The 18,950-nt window shown below is 39.8% G+C and carries 15 protein-coding genes; 9 read left to right on the forward strand and 6 right to left on the reverse strand.

All coding sequences use genetic code 11. The features are described from left to right. Positions 1–131: 131 nt before the first annotated feature. From hutU to murI, 8 genes are all read left to right on the forward strand, one after another. Positions 132–1,799, forward strand: a complete 1,668-nt coding sequence (gene hutU / locus JGE69_RS10090; RefSeq protein ID WP_014207979.1) for a urocanate hydratase — start codon at positions 132–134, stop codon at positions 1,797–1,799. Positions 1,800–1,886: 87 nt separating this feature from the next. Then, the gene (gene hutH, locus JGE69_RS10095; protein ID WP_000421598.1) at positions 1,887–3,425 is read left to right on the forward strand and encodes a histidine ammonia-lyase; all 1,539 of its coding nucleotides are present in this window, start codon (positions 1,887–1,889) and stop codon (positions 3,423–3,425) included. A 64-nt stretch (positions 3,426–3,489) separates the two neighbouring features. Further along, positions 3,490–4,902: an amino acid permease gene (locus JGE69_RS10100; protein WP_199113305.1), complete on the forward strand. Its 1,413-nt coding sequence runs from the start codon at positions 3,490–3,492 to the stop codon at positions 4,900–4,902. 51 nt (positions 4,903–4,953) lie between these two features. After that, entirely contained in the window at positions 4,954–6,159 is a 1,206-nt protein-coding gene (gene hutI, locus JGE69_RS10105; protein ID WP_199113307.1) for an imidazolonepropionase, read from the forward strand. 10 nt (positions 6,160–6,169) lie between these two features. Then, positions 6,170–7,090, forward strand: coding sequence for a formimidoylglutamase (hutG, locus tag JGE69_RS10110; RefSeq protein ID WP_199113309.1), 921 nt, complete (start codon positions 6,170–6,172; stop codon positions 7,088–7,090). 253 nt (positions 7,091–7,343) lie between these two features. Next, complete coding sequence (locus JGE69_RS10115) at positions 7,344–9,170, forward strand: DUF885 domain-containing protein (RefSeq protein ID WP_199113311.1); 1,827 nt, start codon at positions 7,344–7,346, stop codon at positions 9,168–9,170. Between the two features lie 104 nt (positions 9,171–9,274). Beyond that, positions 9,275–9,913, forward strand: a complete 639-nt coding sequence (locus JGE69_RS10120; protein WP_005804362.1) for an HAD family hydrolase — start codon at positions 9,275–9,277, stop codon at positions 9,911–9,913. Positions 9,914–9,936: 23 nt separating this feature from the next. Then, positions 9,937–10,737, forward strand: a complete 801-nt coding sequence (gene murI / locus JGE69_RS10125) for a glutamate racemase (protein WP_199113313.1) — start codon at positions 9,937–9,939, stop codon at positions 10,735–10,737. Here the strand turns inward: murI and JGE69_RS10130 are convergent. Both JGE69_RS10130 and JGE69_RS10135 read right to left on the reverse strand, forming a co-directional pair. Then, positions 10,724–11,347, reverse strand: a complete 624-nt coding sequence (locus JGE69_RS10130; protein ID WP_068929685.1) for a LysE family translocator — start codon at positions 11,345–11,347, stop codon at positions 10,724–10,726. The genes murI and JGE69_RS10130 overlap by 14 nt on opposite strands. Positions 11,348–11,533: 186 nt before the next feature. Continuing rightward, positions 11,534–12,751: a hypothetical protein gene (locus JGE69_RS10135; RefSeq protein WP_199113315.1), complete on the reverse strand. Its 1,218-nt coding sequence runs from the start codon at positions 12,749–12,751 to the stop codon at positions 11,534–11,536. A gap of 1,034 nt (positions 12,752–13,785) precedes the next feature. Here JGE69_RS10135 and JGE69_RS10140 point away from each other — a divergent pair. Further along, entirely contained in the window at positions 13,786–14,070 is a 285-nt protein-coding gene (locus tag JGE69_RS10140; RefSeq protein WP_075383266.1) for a hypothetical protein, read from the forward strand. A gap of 229 nt (positions 14,071–14,299) precedes the next feature. Here JGE69_RS10140 and glmS read toward each other — a convergent pair whose 3' ends face one another. From glmS to thiL, 4 genes are read right to left on the reverse strand one after another with little or no spacing between them, the layout of a single operon-like run. Further along, a complete protein-coding gene (gene glmS, locus JGE69_RS10145; RefSeq protein ID WP_005300481.1) occupies positions 14,300–16,138 on the reverse strand; it encodes a glutamine--fructose-6-phosphate transaminase (isomerizing) in 1,839 nt (612 codons plus the stop codon). A 12-nt stretch (positions 16,139–16,150) separates the two neighbouring features. After that, a complete protein-coding gene (gene glmU / locus JGE69_RS10150; RefSeq protein WP_032005035.1) occupies positions 16,151–17,515 on the reverse strand; it encodes a bifunctional UDP-N-acetylglucosamine diphosphorylase/glucosamine-1-phosphate N-acetyltransferase GlmU in 1,365 nt (454 codons plus the stop codon). A gap of 16 nt (positions 17,516–17,531) precedes the next feature. Then, positions 17,532–18,047: a phosphatidylglycerophosphatase A gene (locus tag JGE69_RS10155; RefSeq protein WP_199113317.1), complete on the reverse strand. Its 516-nt coding sequence runs from the start codon at positions 18,045–18,047 to the stop codon at positions 17,532–17,534. Then, positions 18,025–18,942, reverse strand: coding sequence for a thiamine-phosphate kinase (gene thiL / locus JGE69_RS10160; RefSeq protein ID WP_075383264.1), 918 nt, complete (start codon positions 18,940–18,942; stop codon positions 18,025–18,027). The genes JGE69_RS10155 and thiL overlap by 23 nt, the downstream gene beginning before the upstream one ends. Positions 18,943–18,950 lie beyond the last annotated feature (8 nt).

Raw genomic sequence — 18,950 nt, forward strand, 5'->3', positions numbered from 1 at the left:
CCTCTTCACGCCGAAAAATATTTGTGTAGTATATGGATGTATATACAAGTTAATACATTACTATACAAATGCAGAAATAAGTGATGTTCTGCTGATGTAAGCTCAAAGGAAGGAGTCCGCCTGTGACAACAATGACAACAAAATTTCGTGATGTAGAAATTCGTGCGCCACGCGGCACTGAATTGACGGCTAAAAGTTGGTTAACTGAAGCTCCATTACGTATGTTGATGAATAACCTTGATCCGGACGTTGCAGAAAACCCGAAAGAGTTGGTTGTATACGGTGGTATTGGCCGTGCAGCACGAAACTGGGAATGTTTCGACAAAATTGTAGATACTTTAAAAAATCTTGAAACTGATGAAACGTTATTAGTTCAATCAGGTAAGCCAGTAGGTGTATTTAAAACTCATAAAGATGCACCACGCGTTTTAATTGCAAACTCAAACCTTGTACCGCACTGGGCAAACTGGGAACACTTCAACGAATTAGACGCTAAAGCTTTGGCTATGTATGGTCAAATGACAGCGGGTTCGTGGATCTACATTGGTAGCCAAGGCATTGTACAAGGTACTTATGAAACTTTCGTTGAAGCAGGCCGCCAACACTACAACGGTGACTTAAAAGGTCGTTGGGTTCTTACTGCCGGTTTAGGTGGTATGGGTGGCGCTCAGCCTTTAGCTGCAACACTTGCAGGTGCGTGTTCTTTAAACATTGAATGCCAACAAGCAAGTATCGATTTCCGTTTACGTACGCGTTATGTAGATGAACAAGCGACTGACTTAGACGATGCTTTAGCGCGTATTGACCGCTATACAAAAGAAGGTAAAGCAATTTCAATTGCGCTTCATGGTAACGCTGCTGAAATTTTACCTGAGCTTGTACGCCGTGGTGTACGTCCAGACATGGTGACTGACCAAACAAGTGCACACGATCCACTTAATGGCTACTTACCAGTAGGCTGGACTTGGGATGAATACCGTGCACGTGCGAAAACTGAACCCGAAGCTGTTGTAAAAGCTGCAAAACAGTCGATGGCGAAGCACGTACAAGCGATGCTTGATTTCCAAAAAATGGGTGTTCCAACATTTGACTATGGTAATAACATCCGTCAAATGGCGAAAGAAGAAGGTGTAGCAAACGCTTTTGATTTCCCAGGCTTCGTACCTGCATACATCCGTCCATTGTTCTGCCGTGGTATTGGTCCATTCCGTTGGGCAGCACTTTCTGGTGACCCAGAAGACATTTATAAAACAGATGCCAAAGTTAAAGAGTTAATTCCTGATGATGAACATTTACATCACTGGTTAGACATGGCACGTGAACGTATTAGCTTCCAAGGCTTACCAGCGCGTATTTGCTGGGTAGGTTTAGGCTTACGTGCAAAACTTGGTTTGGCATTTAACGAAATGGTTCGTAGCGGTGAATTGTCTGCACCAGTTGTGATTGGGCGTGACCATTTAGACTCAGGTTCAGTTGCGAGTCCAAACCGTGAAACTGAAGCAATGCAAGACGGCTCAGACGCAGTATCAGACTGGCCTTTATTAAACGCTTTGCTTAATACAGCAGGCGGCGCAACTTGGGTGTCTTTACATCACGGTGGTGGTGTAGGTATGGGCTTCTCTCAACACTCAGGCGTTGTGATTGTGTGTGATGGTACAGATGAAGCTGCTGCACGTATTGCTCGCGTACTGACCAATGACCCTGCAACAGGTGTTATGCGTCATGCCGATGCAGGTTATGAAATTGCGATTAACTGTGCGAAAGAGCAAGGCCTACACTTGCCAATGATCACGCAATAAAAATACACGGAAGAACTGGCGGTGCTTTTTGCAATTGTGAAAAGCACCGTCTCAGCAGAATATAGTGCAAAAAATTAGGAAGCCAACATGGAATTATTGATCCAACCGGGAAAACTGACCTTAGCCGATTTACGTCAAGCCTACCTCAACCCGATCAAAGTTAAATTAGATGAAAGTGCTTCATCTGCAATTAATGCAAGCGTGGCTTGCGTTGAGAAAATTGTAAATGAAGGACGTACAGCTTACGGCATTAATACAGGCTTTGGCTTACTTGCTTCAACCAAAATTGCTCCTGAAGATTTAGAAAAATTACAGCGTTCATTGGTTCTTTCGCATGCGGCAGGTGTAGGTGAAGCACTTGATGATGCAATGGTTCGTTTAATTATTCTATTGAAAGCAAATAGCTTGGCGCGTGGTTTCTCTGGTATTCGTCGTAAAGTGATTGATGCTTTGTTGGCCTTAATTAATGCCGAAGTTTACCCACACATTCCACTTAAAGGTTCAGTAGGTGCTTCAGGTGACTTGGCACCACTTGCACACATGTCTTTAGTGTTACTTGGTGAAGGTAAGGCGCGTTATAAAGGTGAATGGTTACCAGCAGTTGAAGCTTTAAAAGTTGCAGGCTTAGAACCTATTTCTTTAGCAGCTAAAGAAGGTTTAGCACTTTTAAATGGTACACAAGTTTCAACTGCTTATGCTTTACGCGGCTTATTTGAAGCGGAAGATTTATTTGCAGCTGCAACAGTTTGTGGTGGCTTAAGCGTTGAAGCAATGCTGGGTTCACGTGCACCATTCGATGCTCGTATTCATGAAGTACGTGGTCAACGTGGTCAAATTGATGTAGCTGCGGCTTATCGCGATTTATTGACTGATTCGAGTGAAATTGCACATTCACACGAAGACTGTAGTAAAGTTCAAGACCCATACTCTTTACGTTGCCAACCACAGGTGATGGGTGCATGTTTAACCCAAATCCGTCAGGCTGCTGAAGTACTAGAAATTGAAGCAAATGCTGTATCTGATAACCCGCTTGTGTTTGCTGAACAAGGTGACGTGATTTCTGGTGGTAACTTCCATGCAGAACCTGTTGCAATGGCAGCTGATAATCTAGCTTTGGCAATTGCAGAAATTGGTTCACTGTCTGAACGTCGTATTTCGATGATGATGGACCGTCATATGTCACAGCTTCCACCGTTCTTGGTGGCAAATGGTGGTGTTAACTCAGGCTTTATGATTGCTCAAGTTACCGCTGCTGCTCTTGCAAGTGACAACAAAGCGCTTGCACATCCAGCAAGTGTTGATAGCTTGCCGACTTCTGCCAACCAAGAAGACCATGTATCAATGGCTCCGAATGCGGGTAAACGTCTTTGGTATATGGCTGACAACGTCCGTGGCATTTTAGCTGTTGAATGGTTAGGCGCTTGTCAGGGTCTAGACTTCCGTGAAGGCCTAAAAAGCTCGCCTAAACTTGAACAAGCTCGTAAAATCTTGCGCGCTCAAGTGCCTTACTACAGTGAAGACCGTTTCTTTGCTCCTGATATTGAGCAAGCAAGTGAATTACTCTCAAGCGGCTGCTTAAACGAGTTAATTATTCCAAAACTACTCCCTAGTTTATCTGAAGTGTGATTGATAAAACGGTCACATGGAGTGGCCGAATCTAACTAAATATCCTCAAGGATTGGAGATTATAATGTCACAAAACTCCACACTACAGCGGGGTTTAAACACCCGCCATATTCGTTTCTTGGCATTGGGCTCAGCAATTGGAACTGGGCTTTTCTATGGTTCGGCAACTGCCATTAAAATGGCAGGGCCTTCAGTATTACTGGCGTATATCGTTGCAGGGATTGCAATTTATATCGTTATGCGCGCATTGGGTGAAATGGCTGTCCAAAACCCTGTCTCTGGTTCATTTAGCCACTATGCTTCACAGTACATTGGTCCTTTGGCTGGCTTTACGACAGGCTGGACTTATGTTTTTGAGATGATCATTGTGGCGTTGGCTGATGTCACTGCTTTTGGTATTTACATGGGGTTCTGGTATCCCGATGTACCACGGTGGATCTGGATTTTATCCCTGATTATGTTCTTGGGTGCAATTAACCTCATTCACGTTAAAGTCTTTGGCGAACTCGAGTTTTGGCTTTCTATTGTCAAGGTGAGCGCCATTGTTGCCATGATTTTAGGTGGAATCGGCTTAATGTTCTATGGTTTCCATGCTGACCATAGCAGTGTGGTACCGGGTATTCAAAACTTATGGATTTATGACGGCTTTATGCCACATGGGATTGCAGGCTTAGTTGCATGTTTATCTGTGGTTGTATTTGCTTTCGGTGGTATCGAAATTATTGGTATTACAGCAGGTGAGTCACAAGATCCGAAAACCACCTTACCTAAAGCAATTAATGCAGTTCCAGTACGTATTTTACTTTTCTATGTGTTGACCATTTTTGTACTGATGTCGATTTTCCCATGGAATCAAATTGGTAGCCAAGGTAGTCCATTTGTACAGATTTTTGAGAATTTGGGCATTCAATCAGCAGCTACAATTTTAAATATTGTCGTGATTACTGCTGCTGTTTCAGCGATTAATAGTGATGTATTTGGTGCTGGTCGTATGCTTTATGGCATGGCAAACCGTGGTCAAGCGCCTCGAGTTTTCCAGAAATTATCACGTAATGGTGTGCCATGGATGACTGTAGTGGTTATGGCTGGCGTGCTATTAATTGGTGTAGTGCTGAACTACCTGATTCCTGAAAATGTATTCATGATCATTGCATCAATTGCAACTTTCGCAACTGTTTGGGTGTGGCTCATGATCTTGCTTTCGCAAGTCGCAATGCGCCGTAAGTTATCTACTGCTGAAATTAAAGCACTTGATTTCCCTGTATGGGGTTGGCCATATGCACCTGCATTTGCGATTGGTTTTATGGCGTTCATCTTAGTCATGATGGGATATTTCCCAGATTCACGTCCTGCAATTTATGTAGGAATCACTTGGCTTGCTCTCTTAACGATTGCTTATCGCATTTGGGTAAAGCCAGAGCAGAGCTTGGGAAAGGAAAGTAATCCTATCCAGCAAAATGTTGAGATAGAAAGCTAACAAATGAACTGCCCAATGGTTGAACTATTGGGCAGTTTTGAGGATGGGCTAATGAAAAAACTTTGGCAAAATTGCCACATTGCGACCATGCAAAATGGGCAATATTCCTACATTGAAGATGCTGCAATCGTCACAGAAGGGCATCTCATTCACTGGATTGGAAAACAACAACAACTTCCTGCTGACAATTATTCCGAAACAGTTGACTTAAATGGCGCTTGGGTAACCCCGGGGTTGATCGACTGTCATACGCATAGTGTTTTTGGTGGCAACCGTAGTGTTGAGTTTGAAAAACGCTTGCAAGGTGTGAGCTATGCTGAAATTGCAGCAAGCGGTGGTGGTATTGCCAGCACAGTGCGTGCAACGCGTGAAGCAAGCGAAGAACAATTACTAAGCTCAGCACTTAAACGTATTCGTTGTATGCAACAAGACGGTGTAACCACTATCGAGATTAAGTCTGGTTACGGACTCAATTACGAAAATGAACGCAAGATGCTGCGTGTGATCCGTCAAATTGGTGAAGCTTTACCGATGACGGTCAAAAGCACTTGCTTGGCTGCACATGCGTTACCGCCAGAGTACAAAGACCAAAGCGATGCTTATATCGAGCATATCTGTACAGAGATGTTGCCTAAACTACATGCTGAAGGTTTAGTCGATGCAGTAGATGCATTCTGCGAGCATTTGGCATTTTCACCAGCTCAGGTTGAACGTGTTTTTAAAACGGCACAATCATTAGGTTTGCCCGTTAAGCTCCATGCTGAGCAGCTCTCATCGCTAGGTGGCTCAAGTTTGGCAGCACGTTATCATGCTTTGTCGGCTGACCATTTAGAGTACATGACCGAAGACGATGTCAAAGCCATGGCAGAGTCGGGCACGGTTGCAGTGTTATTACCGGGTGCCTTTTATTTATTGCGTGAAACACAATATCCACCAATTGAAAGCCTGATTAAACATGGCGTGCGTATTGCGCTGTCGAGTGATTTAAATCCGGGTACATCTCCAGCACTTTCTTTACGTTTAATGCTGAATATGGGAAGCACGCTCTTCCGCTTAACACCAGAGCAAGCATTAGCTGGTGTCACCATTCATGCTGCACAAGCGCTCGGTTTAGAGCAAACACACGGCAGTTTAGAGCAGGGTAAAGTCGCTGACTTTGTGGCTTGGGATATTGAGCATCCATCTGAAATTGTTTACTGGCTTGGCGGCGATTTGCCTAAGCGAGTCGTTCGGCATGGACAAGAAGTTATTTTTTAAACGGTGGCATATGAATCACATATTTAAATGGCAAGGCCGCCATGATGGCGAAGGTGAAGCACACCAACGTATTCATCATATTATGAATAAAACCCAACATGCCGAATTTGCGCTGATTGGGTTTAGTTCTGATGAAGGCGTGAAACGTAACAAAGGTCGAGTCGGTGCTGCCGATGCGCCAGACGCAATCCGTAATCAGCTTGCCAATTTACCCATTCATCATCCAGTCAGTATTGTCGATTTGGGTACAGTGACCTGCGAATATGATAATTTAGAGCAAGCACAAAGCGAATTAGCTGAACAAGTCGCCAATAGCCTACAAAATGGTTTAAAACCGATTGTATTGGGTGGTGGACATGAGGTTGCCTTTGGTAGCTTTAGCGGTCTGTTCCAATATGTACAAACCCACGCGCCAGATAAAAAAATAGGCATTATTAATTTCGATGCCCATTTTGATTTGCGTGAAGCTGAACATGCCACCTCTGGAACACCATTTTTACAGGCAGCTCGACTTTCAGAACAGCATCAAAAACAATTTAATTATTTATGTATTGGGGTCGCCAACCATGCCAATACTAAAGTTTTGTTTGATACAGCCGATGCTCTAAATTGTTCATATTTACGTGACCATGAGGTTAATATTTTTAACCTAAACAACGTGCTCGCAGCGGTTGATGCTTTTATTGAAAAAGTAGACTGTTTGTACGTTACGATTGATTTAGATGTCTTCGCGGCTGCGGTTGCACCGGGGGTCAGTGCACCAGCTGTTAAAGGAATTGATTTAGCGACTTTTGAAGCGATTTTTAAGCATATTCAAGAGACTGGAAAAATTAAACTTTTAGATATTGCCGAGTGCAATCCAAAATTTGATTTAGACAATAGAACAGCAAAACTGGCTGCCTATATTGTTTATCAATATTTGTTTTCTTGAGAAACAATTTTTAATGTAAAAATTAAAAAGTGCACTGAGATTGCTCATGTGCACTTTTTTTAAGTTCTTGGTCTATTAAAGTCAGATGTGGAATATAGATAGCAACTATAAATAATATAATTAAAAAGAAAATTAATTTATAAAATCATTTAGTTAAAAAAATACTCGATTTTTACACCATTTTATATGCTGCTTGGCACGTAATTTGTTTTGTCTTTATTTTAACCTTTGTTAAATATTTCTGGATAATTAAATGAAAAACAGAACCTTACAATTGGCTTGTATCAGTGTTTTATTTTGGATGTCTCATTCTTCTAATGCTACAACCCCCGAAATAAATACAAATACCATCGAAAAATCACAATCTAAACAAAAGAGTGATATCTCTGTTCGGGTGAAAGCTTTAAACCAACTTTTACAGGAACAGTGGGAGTATACTTTGAAAAATAGTCCTGAAACTGCAACCGTTTTAGGAGATTTACGCTACAACGATCGATGGACAGAGCTTTCAAAAAATCAGATTGAGAAAGATAAAAAAACTACTCAAAATTTTTTAAAAGGTTTTGAAGCGATTGATAGCACAGGGTTTTCAGCAACTGATCAATTAAATAAAGATTTAATGATTTATCAGTTGAAAGAAACACTTAAAAATTATGATTTGAAATTGTATGAGATACCTTTTAATCAAATGTGGGGCCTACATTTACAATTTCCGGGATTTATTAGTTCGATTCCATTTGATAATGCTAAGCAATATCAAGACTATATTTCTCGTTTAAAACAAATTCCTCTTATTCTTGATCAAGGTATTCAGTTAGCGAAACAAGGACAAAAAGATGGTTTGATGCCACCCAAATATTTAATTGAAAAGGTGGCAAAGCAGATTAATAGCATTGCAACTCCCGCAGGGAAAGACAGTGTGTTTGCTTCTCCATTAAAGCAATTTCCAAAAAATATTTCGAAAGCAGAACAAGAGCGTTTAAGCCGTGAAGTGCTACAAGCCATAGATCAGAATGTTCGCCCTGCTTATCAAAAACTTGGAACATTTATTCAGAAAGATTACTTACCCTATGGACGACAACACGAGGGTATATGGAGCTTGCCAAATGGTGACGAGCTCTATCGCTTTTATGTAGAAAACAATACGACAACCTCTGAAAGCCCTGAAAATATTCATCAGCTTGGGTTAAAAGAAGTTGCTCGTATAGAAGCGGAAATGCTGAAAATTGCTAAAGCACAAGGTTTCAATGACTTAAAAAGTTTCCAACAATCATTAAAAACAAATCCAGCGGTTTTCCCAAAATCTCGTGAAGAAATTTTAGAGATTTATCGAGGGTACATTGCCCAAATGCAACCAGAGTTGCCGAAGCTGTTTGGTTTATTACCCAAAAATAAAGTCGAAGTTTTGCCTGTAGAGCAATATCGAGAAAAAGAAGCGGCAGGAGCGGAGTACCACCAAGGCACGCCTGATGGCTCGCGGCCGGGACAAGTATATGTAAATACAGGGGACTTCTCTGAACGTTCCAAAATATCAATGGAAGCAACCGCTTACCATGAGGCAATTCCTGGACACCATATGCAGATTGATATTGCCCAAAACCTGCCAAATTTGCCGATGTTCCGAAAGCAGCCTAACCACACTGCCTATATAGAAGGATGGGCACTTTATGCCGAGCAATTGGGTAAAGATGTTGGTTTCTATAAAGACCCACTTTCAGACTATGGAAGACTATCGAGTGAGTTGTTCCGTGCCTGTCGTCTAGTGGTTGACACTGGCGTACATTATAAAAAATGGACCCGTCAGCAAATGATTGATTTTATGCGAGAACACTCTGCTTTGGATGAACCTGATATTCAGGCAGAGGCAGACCGCTATATTGCTATTCCTGCCCAAGCATTAGCATATAAGATGGGACAATTAAAAATTTTAGAGCTACGGGAGTTAGCAAAACAGGAGCTTGGAGATCGTTTTGATATCAAAGCGTTCCATGACATGATTTTAGATGCAGGAACATTGCCTTTAAATATTCTGGATGCACGTATTAAAAATTGGATTAAGGAACAAAAAGCGGCAGCTTAAAACAAAAATCGAAATTTAGGTCAGGTCCTCGTTGGGCCTGATTTAAAAACCAATAGAAAACAGAATATAATTATAAAAAATATATTTTATTTCAAAACTTTAAAATGGAAAAATCTTTAAAAGAATACCAAGCTATTATTTTTGATATGGACGGTACTTTAGTCGACTCCTTTAGCTTTTTTTTAGGTGCTTTAAATCAGCTTGCCAAGAAGCATAAATTTAAATCTGTAGAGCTACATGAAGTAGAGCAGTACAAACATCTTTCACCAAAAGAAATTATGAAAGAGATGAATGTTTCTAGGTGGAAACTGCCTTGGATTGCCAAAGATTTCATTCGTTTAATGAAAGAAAGAGATCAAGAAGTTTACATGTTTGAGGGCATGCGGGATCACTTAATTGAACTACATAATCGGGGATATACGCTCGCAATTATTACTTCAAACTCTAAAGAAAACTGTCAAAGTATTCTTGGTACAGAACTATGTGAACTTTTTAGCCATATTGATGGTGGCTCGTCTATATTTGGTAAAGCTAAACGAATTAAGCGTGTTCTCAATATTTTGAATTTAAATAAAGAGCAGGCCATTTATGTCGGCGACCAAACGACTGATGGCGAAGCTGCACATAAAGCAGGCATTGATTTTGCTGCGGTAGGTTGGGGTTATACATCGGCTGAAAAATTAAAAACTATTCAGCCCAAAGTCGTGCTCAACGACTTAGCAACCATGAAAGAATTTTTCTAAATATATGAAATGCAGGATAAATCATGAATAACAATAACAACCCGATTGGAATGATTGATTCTGGTTTAGGCGGGTTGTCTCTCTTTAAGCATATTCGGCAGGCCCTTCCGAATGAAGACATTATCTATTTCGCTGACTCGAAATATGTCCCGTATGGAGACAAAGAAAGCGACTGGATTGTTTCACGAACCACTCACTTAATCTCAAATCTTATAAATGACGGGAATTGCAAAGCGATTGTGGTTGCTTGTAACACCATGACGGCTGTAGCGATTGAAACGATTAGAGCGCAAATTAATGTGCCACTTATTGCAATAGAACCCGCCGTAAAACCGGCAGTAGCAATCACTCAAAGTAAGCATATTGCGGTTTTGGCAACTGCCACCACGGTAAAGGGTAAAAATTTAAAAAGTTTAATTGAAATGTATGCGCAAGATATTAGAGTGTCTTTAGTGCCTTGTATTGGCTTAGCTGAAAAAATCGAAACGGGCAAAGCACATACCGCGGAAGTTAAAGATTATTTAGAAAATATTTTGGCGCCGTTGGTCGAACAAAAAGTCGATACGATTATTTTAGGATGCACCCATTACCCATTTGTCTCAGATACGATTCAGGAAATTGTAGGTCGCGATATCCAAATTATTGAGCCTTCGGAAGCTGTAACAGCGCAATTAATACGGCAGCTTAATCAATATAAGTTAAGTTCTGAAAGCCCAAATGAGGGGAATCATATTATTTGGACCAGTTCAGACCCGTTGGAAGTTGCGGACGTGACTTTTTCTTTGTTAGGTACGCGATTACCTGTAAAAACTACTGGTTTTTAAAGCCAAGAAAAACGCCTAGCCCCATAAAAATGAGTCCACCCATCACTGACATAGATTTTTGGGGCTTCTCCGATTTAGTTAATTTTTGACTAATATAATTGGCTAAAAACACACAAACCACATCAGCAGAAACAAAGATCAGATTCACAATCAGTCCTAAAATAATGAACTGAGACCAAACTGGAAAATCTAATGATGTATTAATAAATTGAGGTAAAAAGGCAATATAAAAAATAGCGGTTTTAGGGTTTAAAACTTCAACCAGAATGCTCTGCTTCAAAGATAACTGACCATTTTCAAGATTTTGTTGAAGAGTCGGGGACGAGGTAGATCTAATTAATTTAATGCCTAACCAAATTAAATACAAAGCACCTAAAATTTTAATAATATCATAGAGTTTTGGAATAATTTGAAAGATGGTCGTTAAGCCTAAAGAGGCTGCAATGATATGAAAACAGCCTCCTAAGAAAATTCCAAATGCAGCCATCAAACCAGATTTTCTACCACGAGAAAGTGTCTGCGCAGCGGTATACAGCATTGCCGGACCCGGAATATAAGCAAAAATAATCGTAGTAATTAAAAATGTAATGAAAAGCTCTAAAGAAATCATGTTTTACCTATCTTATTGTTGCTATTTTTGAATGAATTTTAAACAATTTAAAGTATAAGAAATTGATAAGTACTTCAATTTTATAATCAGATTTATGGCTATAAAAACTAAAAATCATCCAAAGAATGATTTAAATTCTTTGGATGATTGAAAATAAGCTTATTTAGCTTTTAGAGTCACTGTCTATTAAGCACTTTTAAGTTCCCAACGTTGGTTTGGGTCATCAGATCGTTGACTAATACCTACAGATGAACCCCAGATATGTGTCAGTACAGCATCTGGTTGGCCTTCTACAAAGATATAACCATCTTCAAATGCCCAATTAGTTTGGTACTGACGACCCGCGCCTTGCAAGAAAACATCGCCAGTATGCCAATTCACTGGTTTTATTTCTTTACCATTGGTACTGTTCAATGCTGTTTGCAGTTGTTCAAAAGATTCATTTGATTTTAAGCTGACTTTTAAAATCTTTTTGACCGTATCCATATTTTTTTCATTCGTATGTAAATTTAGAGTTTTTCTAAGCTCTAAAAGGACTTTTACGGCTTCTTTTTTGAGGTCTTGAGTATTTTCATATTCTTTATATGCTTTTACATGAAGCTCCGCCATGCTCTCTTTCTTCATATTTTTTAGTAGAGCATCGATATTGTCATGGCGTAAATGCAATCGGAACTCTGACCTTGTAGTCCAATCTTTTTGATCCAAGACATCTAATTGCACAGAGGCAAGAATAATCTTATAGAGTTGTTCGTTATGCTGAGTGAAAGGGCTATTAGGTAAATCTTTAAGTTCAGGAATATCTAAAAATAGCAAAGGAGAGGAAGCATATTCATGGAACTTTTGTTCGATGCGACGAATTGATTCATGAGCGAGTACTGCATCTAAAAAGTCATTCAGCTTAGTCTCATCAAGTTTACTAACAAGCTCCGATTTAATCGTTTCTTCGCCGTTACTATCAATAAAGGTATCTAATAGACTAACGATATCAAGACAATCACTTGTTCTTAAGTGGGCGAGTGTTTCTTCATCTTGCTTTGGTAAAAGAGTAAGGAAATGCTCTAAGTCCTTGTCTAATAATTTATATGCAATCGCATCTGTCTTAACATAAGCACCGAGCACCCAACTAGAACGAATATCTTTAACTTTGTTGTATAGCTTATTCTCTCGCCCACTGCGATAGTCGCGGCTGTCAAAATACCAAAGTTCTTCTTCTATGTTTTTAACCTTGTCATGTACTGTAAATAGTCGGTCATTTGTATGCGAGTAAGCTATCTTACCCGTTTCTCCAAGTGAACTTACAGCATCTTGTAAGCCATGGGTTTGTCCACCGTATGCGCTTGCGATACATGCACCTGTTTCTTTGTTAACGATTCTAAAGTTTCCACCTGGAAATCCATTAGCCATGATGAGTTGCTCCTTATAATTAGAAAGTTTTTGTAATAGTCGAAATTTATAGTTATTAGGCAAATTTCGAAGCGTGATTTATACCATAATTTTTCACATATAAATCCAAGTGTTTTTGTTGGTTTTTGTATATAACATATTGATTTGGTTGAATTTATTAGAATATCTTAAGAAGAAGATACCACTATTTTCTAAAGTTTCATGAACGTAATAAAAAAGTCCAGTTTGTATTTCAAAGACATATCAGGCTTTTTAATAGATGAATTATCAAAACAAAGTGTCTTTCATAACACGATATTTTTAAATTATTCTACAGTTACTGACTTAGCCAAGTTACATAATCGGGCAATATCTCTCTATATATTTATATAGACTGTTAAATTAGAATTAACGATTAATCTATTTTATTAACTAAATATATATAACTCATGTTTATATTTTAAATTTTATTAAAAGCTATAAATATAAAATAAAGAAAATATTATATAAACATTAATTAAATTATTATATTTAAACTTTTTCATTAAAATAAATTGACGTTCTTTATTATACAGATTAATATTTCGTTGCTGGCCTACATTGCCAGACGGTTTTGACAGACCGTACTTAGCAAATGGGTTATACTTTCTGAGTATTTCCCATGTGGAACCTTTGTGCCCCCTTTTTCTCTATGGTAGGGCGGAAGGGGGACGCGTTCGCGCGTGCTGGTCGCTAAGTCTAGTCTGTCAACCCTCTTTCGTTCTGCCACCCTAATCAATTGACGGTGATTTGGTGGTAGGACTCCATTTTTAAGGAGTTGGCTATGCCACAATTTAAACTCATTTTCTCTCTCATTTAACTATTTTATTTATTTAAAATTTGGATTTTCTATGTCCTGATTTTTTAAATATATAAATTATTTTTATTTTAAAATCTTAATTATTTTATTTTCCTGTTTTTATGGGAGGATTAACTGTTATTTAAAAAATTATTTTAATATTTAAACAAATAATATTTTTATTTTATTTAAAGATATAAATAATCATGAGAATAATATTAAACTTCATAAATTTATATTAGTTTTAAACCTTGTGGTCGGTGCTTACGGTATTACAAATGATGACGCTAATGCTCAGCAGGAATTTAAAAGAATTTGCTTGTCAGGTGAACACATGCAAGCCAGTTGTAATTGTGTTTGCCAACAGCTCGCGCAAGTGTATTCACCTCAAATCGTGCAACGTTTAAAACACACCAGTTTGCAAAGTCCTGTTCTCCCACAGGACTTTGCCCCTAACTTGTTCAGCAGCATTCAACGCTGCGACAAAAATGAAATGAGCTAAGTATTTCGCTTAGCTCCTTTATCTCTGTGTCGCAATGATCTCTCAAACTTTAAATCAGCGTAAAAGTAAAATTCTGTTGTGATGCAGAGATGCAGAGGCCTGAGGGGGAGTTCTCTATGTTCTGGTATGAACGCAATAAAAAAGCCCGATAGGCAATTAATGCATATCGGGCTTTCTAATCAACAGAAGCGATCTACACCCTTTATGGCATAGATAGCATGTCTGATTATTATTCTACAGTTACTGATTTCGCCAAGTTACGTGGCTGGTCAACGTCTGTACCACGTAATACAGCAACGTGATAAGACAACAACTGAACTGGTACGCTATAAACGATTGGAGCTAACCATTCGTTTACTGCTGGAATATGTACAACGTGTTGACGGTCTTTTCCATTGATTCCGCTATTTTCGTCAGCGAAAACGAATAATTCACCACCACGTGCCTGAACTTCTTCCATATTTGATTTGAGCTTATCAAGCATTTCATCATTTGGAGCAAGAATTACGATCGGCATTTCATTATCAACAAGTGCTAATGGGCCGTGTTTTAACTCACCAGCCGCATAACCTTCTGCGTGAATATATGAAATTTCTTTAAGCTTTAATGCGCCTTCTAATGCGATTGGATAATTCGTACCACGGCCTAAGAATAAGCAGTGATTTTTTTCAACGAATAATTCAGACAAACGCAAAATTTCTGGATCATGTTTAAGCGTATCAAGAATAACTTTCGGGCTGTGCCATAACTCACGTGTAATTTCTTCAAGAAGAGCAGGGCTAATACGTTGTTTAACTTGACCAATTTTCAAGATTAACAACATAAGCGCAGCAAGCTGAGTCGTGAACGCTTTAGTTGATGCAACACCAATTTCAGGACCAGCAAGCGTCAATAAGTGATGATCGGTTTCACGAACCATTGAAGACGTCGCAACGTTACAGATAGTCAAAGTCTGAATATCGATATTGTTTGCTTTCGCACGCTTTTGAGTTTCACGTAGTGCCGCTAAAGTATCAGCAGTTTCACCTGACTGTGAAATACAAATATAAAGTGTATTTTCAACAATTACAGGAGTGCGATAGCGGAATTCACTTGCGATTTCAACTTGACAAGGCACACCAATCAGTTGCTCAAACCAATATTTCGCAATCATTCCTGAGTGGTAACTTGTACCACAAGCAATGATTTGTACGCTTTGAATTTTGTTGAAATCTGCATCGGCATTTTTCAAGAAATCATCACGTAAGCTATTGCCATCAAGCGCTTGAGAAATCGTTTGCTTGATTGCTTCTGGTTGCTCATAAATCTCTTTGAGCATGTAGTGCTTGTATTCACCTTTTGATGCACTACTTACAGTTGCATCAAGCTCTCGCACTGGACGCTCAACGCGTTCGCCATTTGCAAATACTTCAATTGAAGTACGGGTAAGACGTGCAATATCGCCTTCTTCTAGGTACATAAAGCGGTTAGTTACAGGCAAAAGTGCAAGTTGGTCTGAACTAATAAAGTTTTCACCAATACCTACACCAATCACGAGTGGTGAACCTTCACGTACAGTAATCAGTTCATCTGGATAATCGCTATGGATAATACCTAGCGCGTAAGCACCTTTAAGCTGAGGTACAACAGTTTCAACAGCATCTAAAAGGCTATCTGTGCTTTTTAGAGCTTCAGCAACTAAGTGTGCAACAACTTCAGTATCTGTTTGAGAAGTAAAAACATAACCTAAAGCTTGAAGGTCGTCTTTTAATTCTTGGTAGTTTTCAATGATACCGTTATGTACAACAGCAACCTTACCAGACATATGCGGGTGAGCATTATTTTCAGTTGGTTTACCATGTGTTGCCCAACGGGTATGTGCGATCCCGATAGCCCCTGTAAGCTGGTGTTCAGCAACTGCATCGGCAAGATTAATAACTTTACCTACACGACGCTCACGTAAAATTTGTTGGTTATTCAGTAAAGCAACACCCGCAGAATCATAACCGCGGTATTCAAGACGTTTTAAACCTTCAATTAAAATCTCGGTTACACAACGTTCTGCAACGCCTCCGACGATACCACACATACTTCAATCCTCTTATTTTTTAACCTTTTGGGGACGTTGATAATTTGCTTTTGAAATTTGTTGCGCACGTTCAAAGGAGAGACTTTGTTCGGCTACATCTTTCGTAATCACAGAACCCGCACCAACTGTTGCGCCATTCCCAATGGTCACCGGAGCAACCAGCGAGCTATTAGAACCGATAAAAACGGCATCGCCAATAGTGGTTTTGTGTTTATTTGCACCGTCGTAATTACAAGTAATCGTACCTGCCCCAATATTCGATTCAGCACCGATTTCTGCATCACCTAAGTAGGTGAAATGGTTGGCTTTACTGCCCAATCCAATCGTTGTGTTTTTAACTTCAACAAAGTTGCCGATATGTACTTCATTTGCCAATTTAGCGCCTGGGCGTAAGCGTGCAAATGGTCCAATTTGAGCATTTTCGCCTACAACTGCGCCATCAAAAACGCTATAGGCTTGAACTTTAGTGCCTGCTGCAATTTTGGTGTTCTTTAAAATACATCCAGCGCCAATTTCTACAAAATCGCCCAGTTCACAGTCACCTTCAATAATCACATTGACGTCAATACGAACGTCATGTCCAACTTTCACAGAACCGCGTAAGTCAAAGCGTGCAGGGTCTGCAAAAGTTACGCCTTGTTGCATAAGCTCTTTTGCTTGCTGTTGCTGGAACTCACGTTCAAGTGCAGCAAGTTGTAAGCGGTCATTGACGCCTTCAACTTCAAAAGCGAGTTCTGGTTGAATAGATGCGATTTCTAGCCCATCTGCAACAGCCATTGCTACGATATCAGTTAGATAATATTCGCCTTGCGCATTTTCATTTGAAAGTTTAGGCAACCACTCATGAAGTTTTGCGTTGCTAACACAGTAAATACCTGTGTTGATTTCTTGAATCTGACGCTGAGCTTCTGTTGCATCTTTATGCTCAACAATCGCTTGAATCTTACCTTCTTGACGAACGATACGACCATAACCTGTCGGGTTGTCGACATGTAAAGTAATCATGCCAATGCCCGTTTTACTTGAAACTTCAACAAGTTGCTCTAGCGTTGTTTGACGTACCAAAGGTACATCACCATAAAGAATTAATGAAATACCGTCTTTAGGAAGTACTGGTAAAGTCATTTGTACCGCATGACCTGTACCTAATTGTTCTGCTTGTTCAACCCATTGAATCTTTTCTTGTGCAAAAGTTTGTTTGACGTGGTCACCACCATGTCCATAAATCGTAATAATATTTTCTGCGTGTATTTTTTTTGCTGTTTGAATGACATGTCCTAAAAGTGGGCGACCCGCTAAAGGTTGTAGTACTTTAGGAAGCTGAGAACGCATACGCGTTCCTTTGCCAGCAGCAAGAATAATGACGGTAGTTGACATGTATAACTCTAATGATTTAACTCAAATGGATAATAATTAGTGTACAAAGAGCAGCCCATACACCGGCAATAATATCGTCAAGCATAATACCAAAACCACCATGCACTTGACGATCAATAACGCGTATAGGCCAAGGTTTCCAAACATCGAAAATCCGAAATAATATAAATCCCCCAATCACCCACATCCAATTCATTTGTTGTAAATAAAGCAGGGGAAGGAAGGTAATAGATTGACCCGCAAACTCGTCCCACACAATTCGACCATCATCGTGTACATCAATAACTTTTGCAGTTTGACCACAAATATAAATTCCCACCAAGGACATGATGAGGATAGCGATCAAGCTTAAGTTAAAGCCAAGCGATAACCAGATTGGAATGAAGAGTAGGGCAAAGGCAGAGCCAAAAGTATCGGGAGCTTTAGGTGCGAGACCAGATCCGAAACCAACTCCACAGAAAACGATGCAGCGGTTGAACCAAGACATGTCCTTAAAATGAATCGGTGGCTTATGCAAAGTGTTGGTATCCATGAATTTGCAGTGGGTAATCTGAACCCAAATGCTCAAAAGTTAGTTGTGTTTGCTCAACGATCTCTCCGATCATTGTAATCTTAATGTCTAGTTGTTTTTGCAAAAGTTTTTCATAATTTTGCGGTGTTATTGTAAAACATAACTCGTAATCATCGCCACCAGCTAGCGCATATTGCCAGCGCTGCTGTTCCGGTAGTTCTTGTAGTGTTGAATCAATCGGTAACTTTTCTAAAAGTAATCGGGCACCGACCTTTGAAGCTTTTAAAATATGGCCTAAATCTTGGGCTAATCCATCAGAAATATCAATCATACTAGATGCTAACCCCTTCAACTGTTGTCCAAGCTGACAACGTGGGGTCGGGTAGTCTAGTCTTTCTTGTAATGGATGACCTAGGTGCTGTAAACCATATGCGGCGTCACCCACTTGACCGCTCACACAAACATAGTCACCGACTTTGGCACCTGAACGTAACACGGCTTGTCCGGTTTCAATCCAGCCCATGGCTGTGACGGTAATGGTGAGATGAGGGCCTTGGGTCGTGTCTCCACCAATGAGAGCAACCCCAAATTGATTACAGCAGTCATAAATTCCCTGACTGAATCCTTCAAGCCATTCATGATCAATTGTGGGTAGGCTGAGCGCAAGTAAAATACTATGCGGTTTTGCCCCCATGGCAGCAATATCTGAAAGATTGACAGCTACGCTTTTCCAGCCAATCGCATGGGCAGAAGTATCAAGAGGAAAATGACGTCCAGCAACGAGTGTATCTGCACAGATCACCAATTGTTGGTTTACGGGAGGGGTAATTAAGGCTGAGTCATCTCCAATACCCAAGGTGACATCTGTGTAAGATTGTCTGTTAAAGTATTGGTCAATAATAGAAAACTCAGCCATATCAACTT

The organism is Acinetobacter sp. C13 (assembly GCF_016809775.1).
GTDB lineage: Bacteria > Pseudomonadota > Gammaproteobacteria > Pseudomonadales > Moraxellaceae > Acinetobacter > Acinetobacter pittii.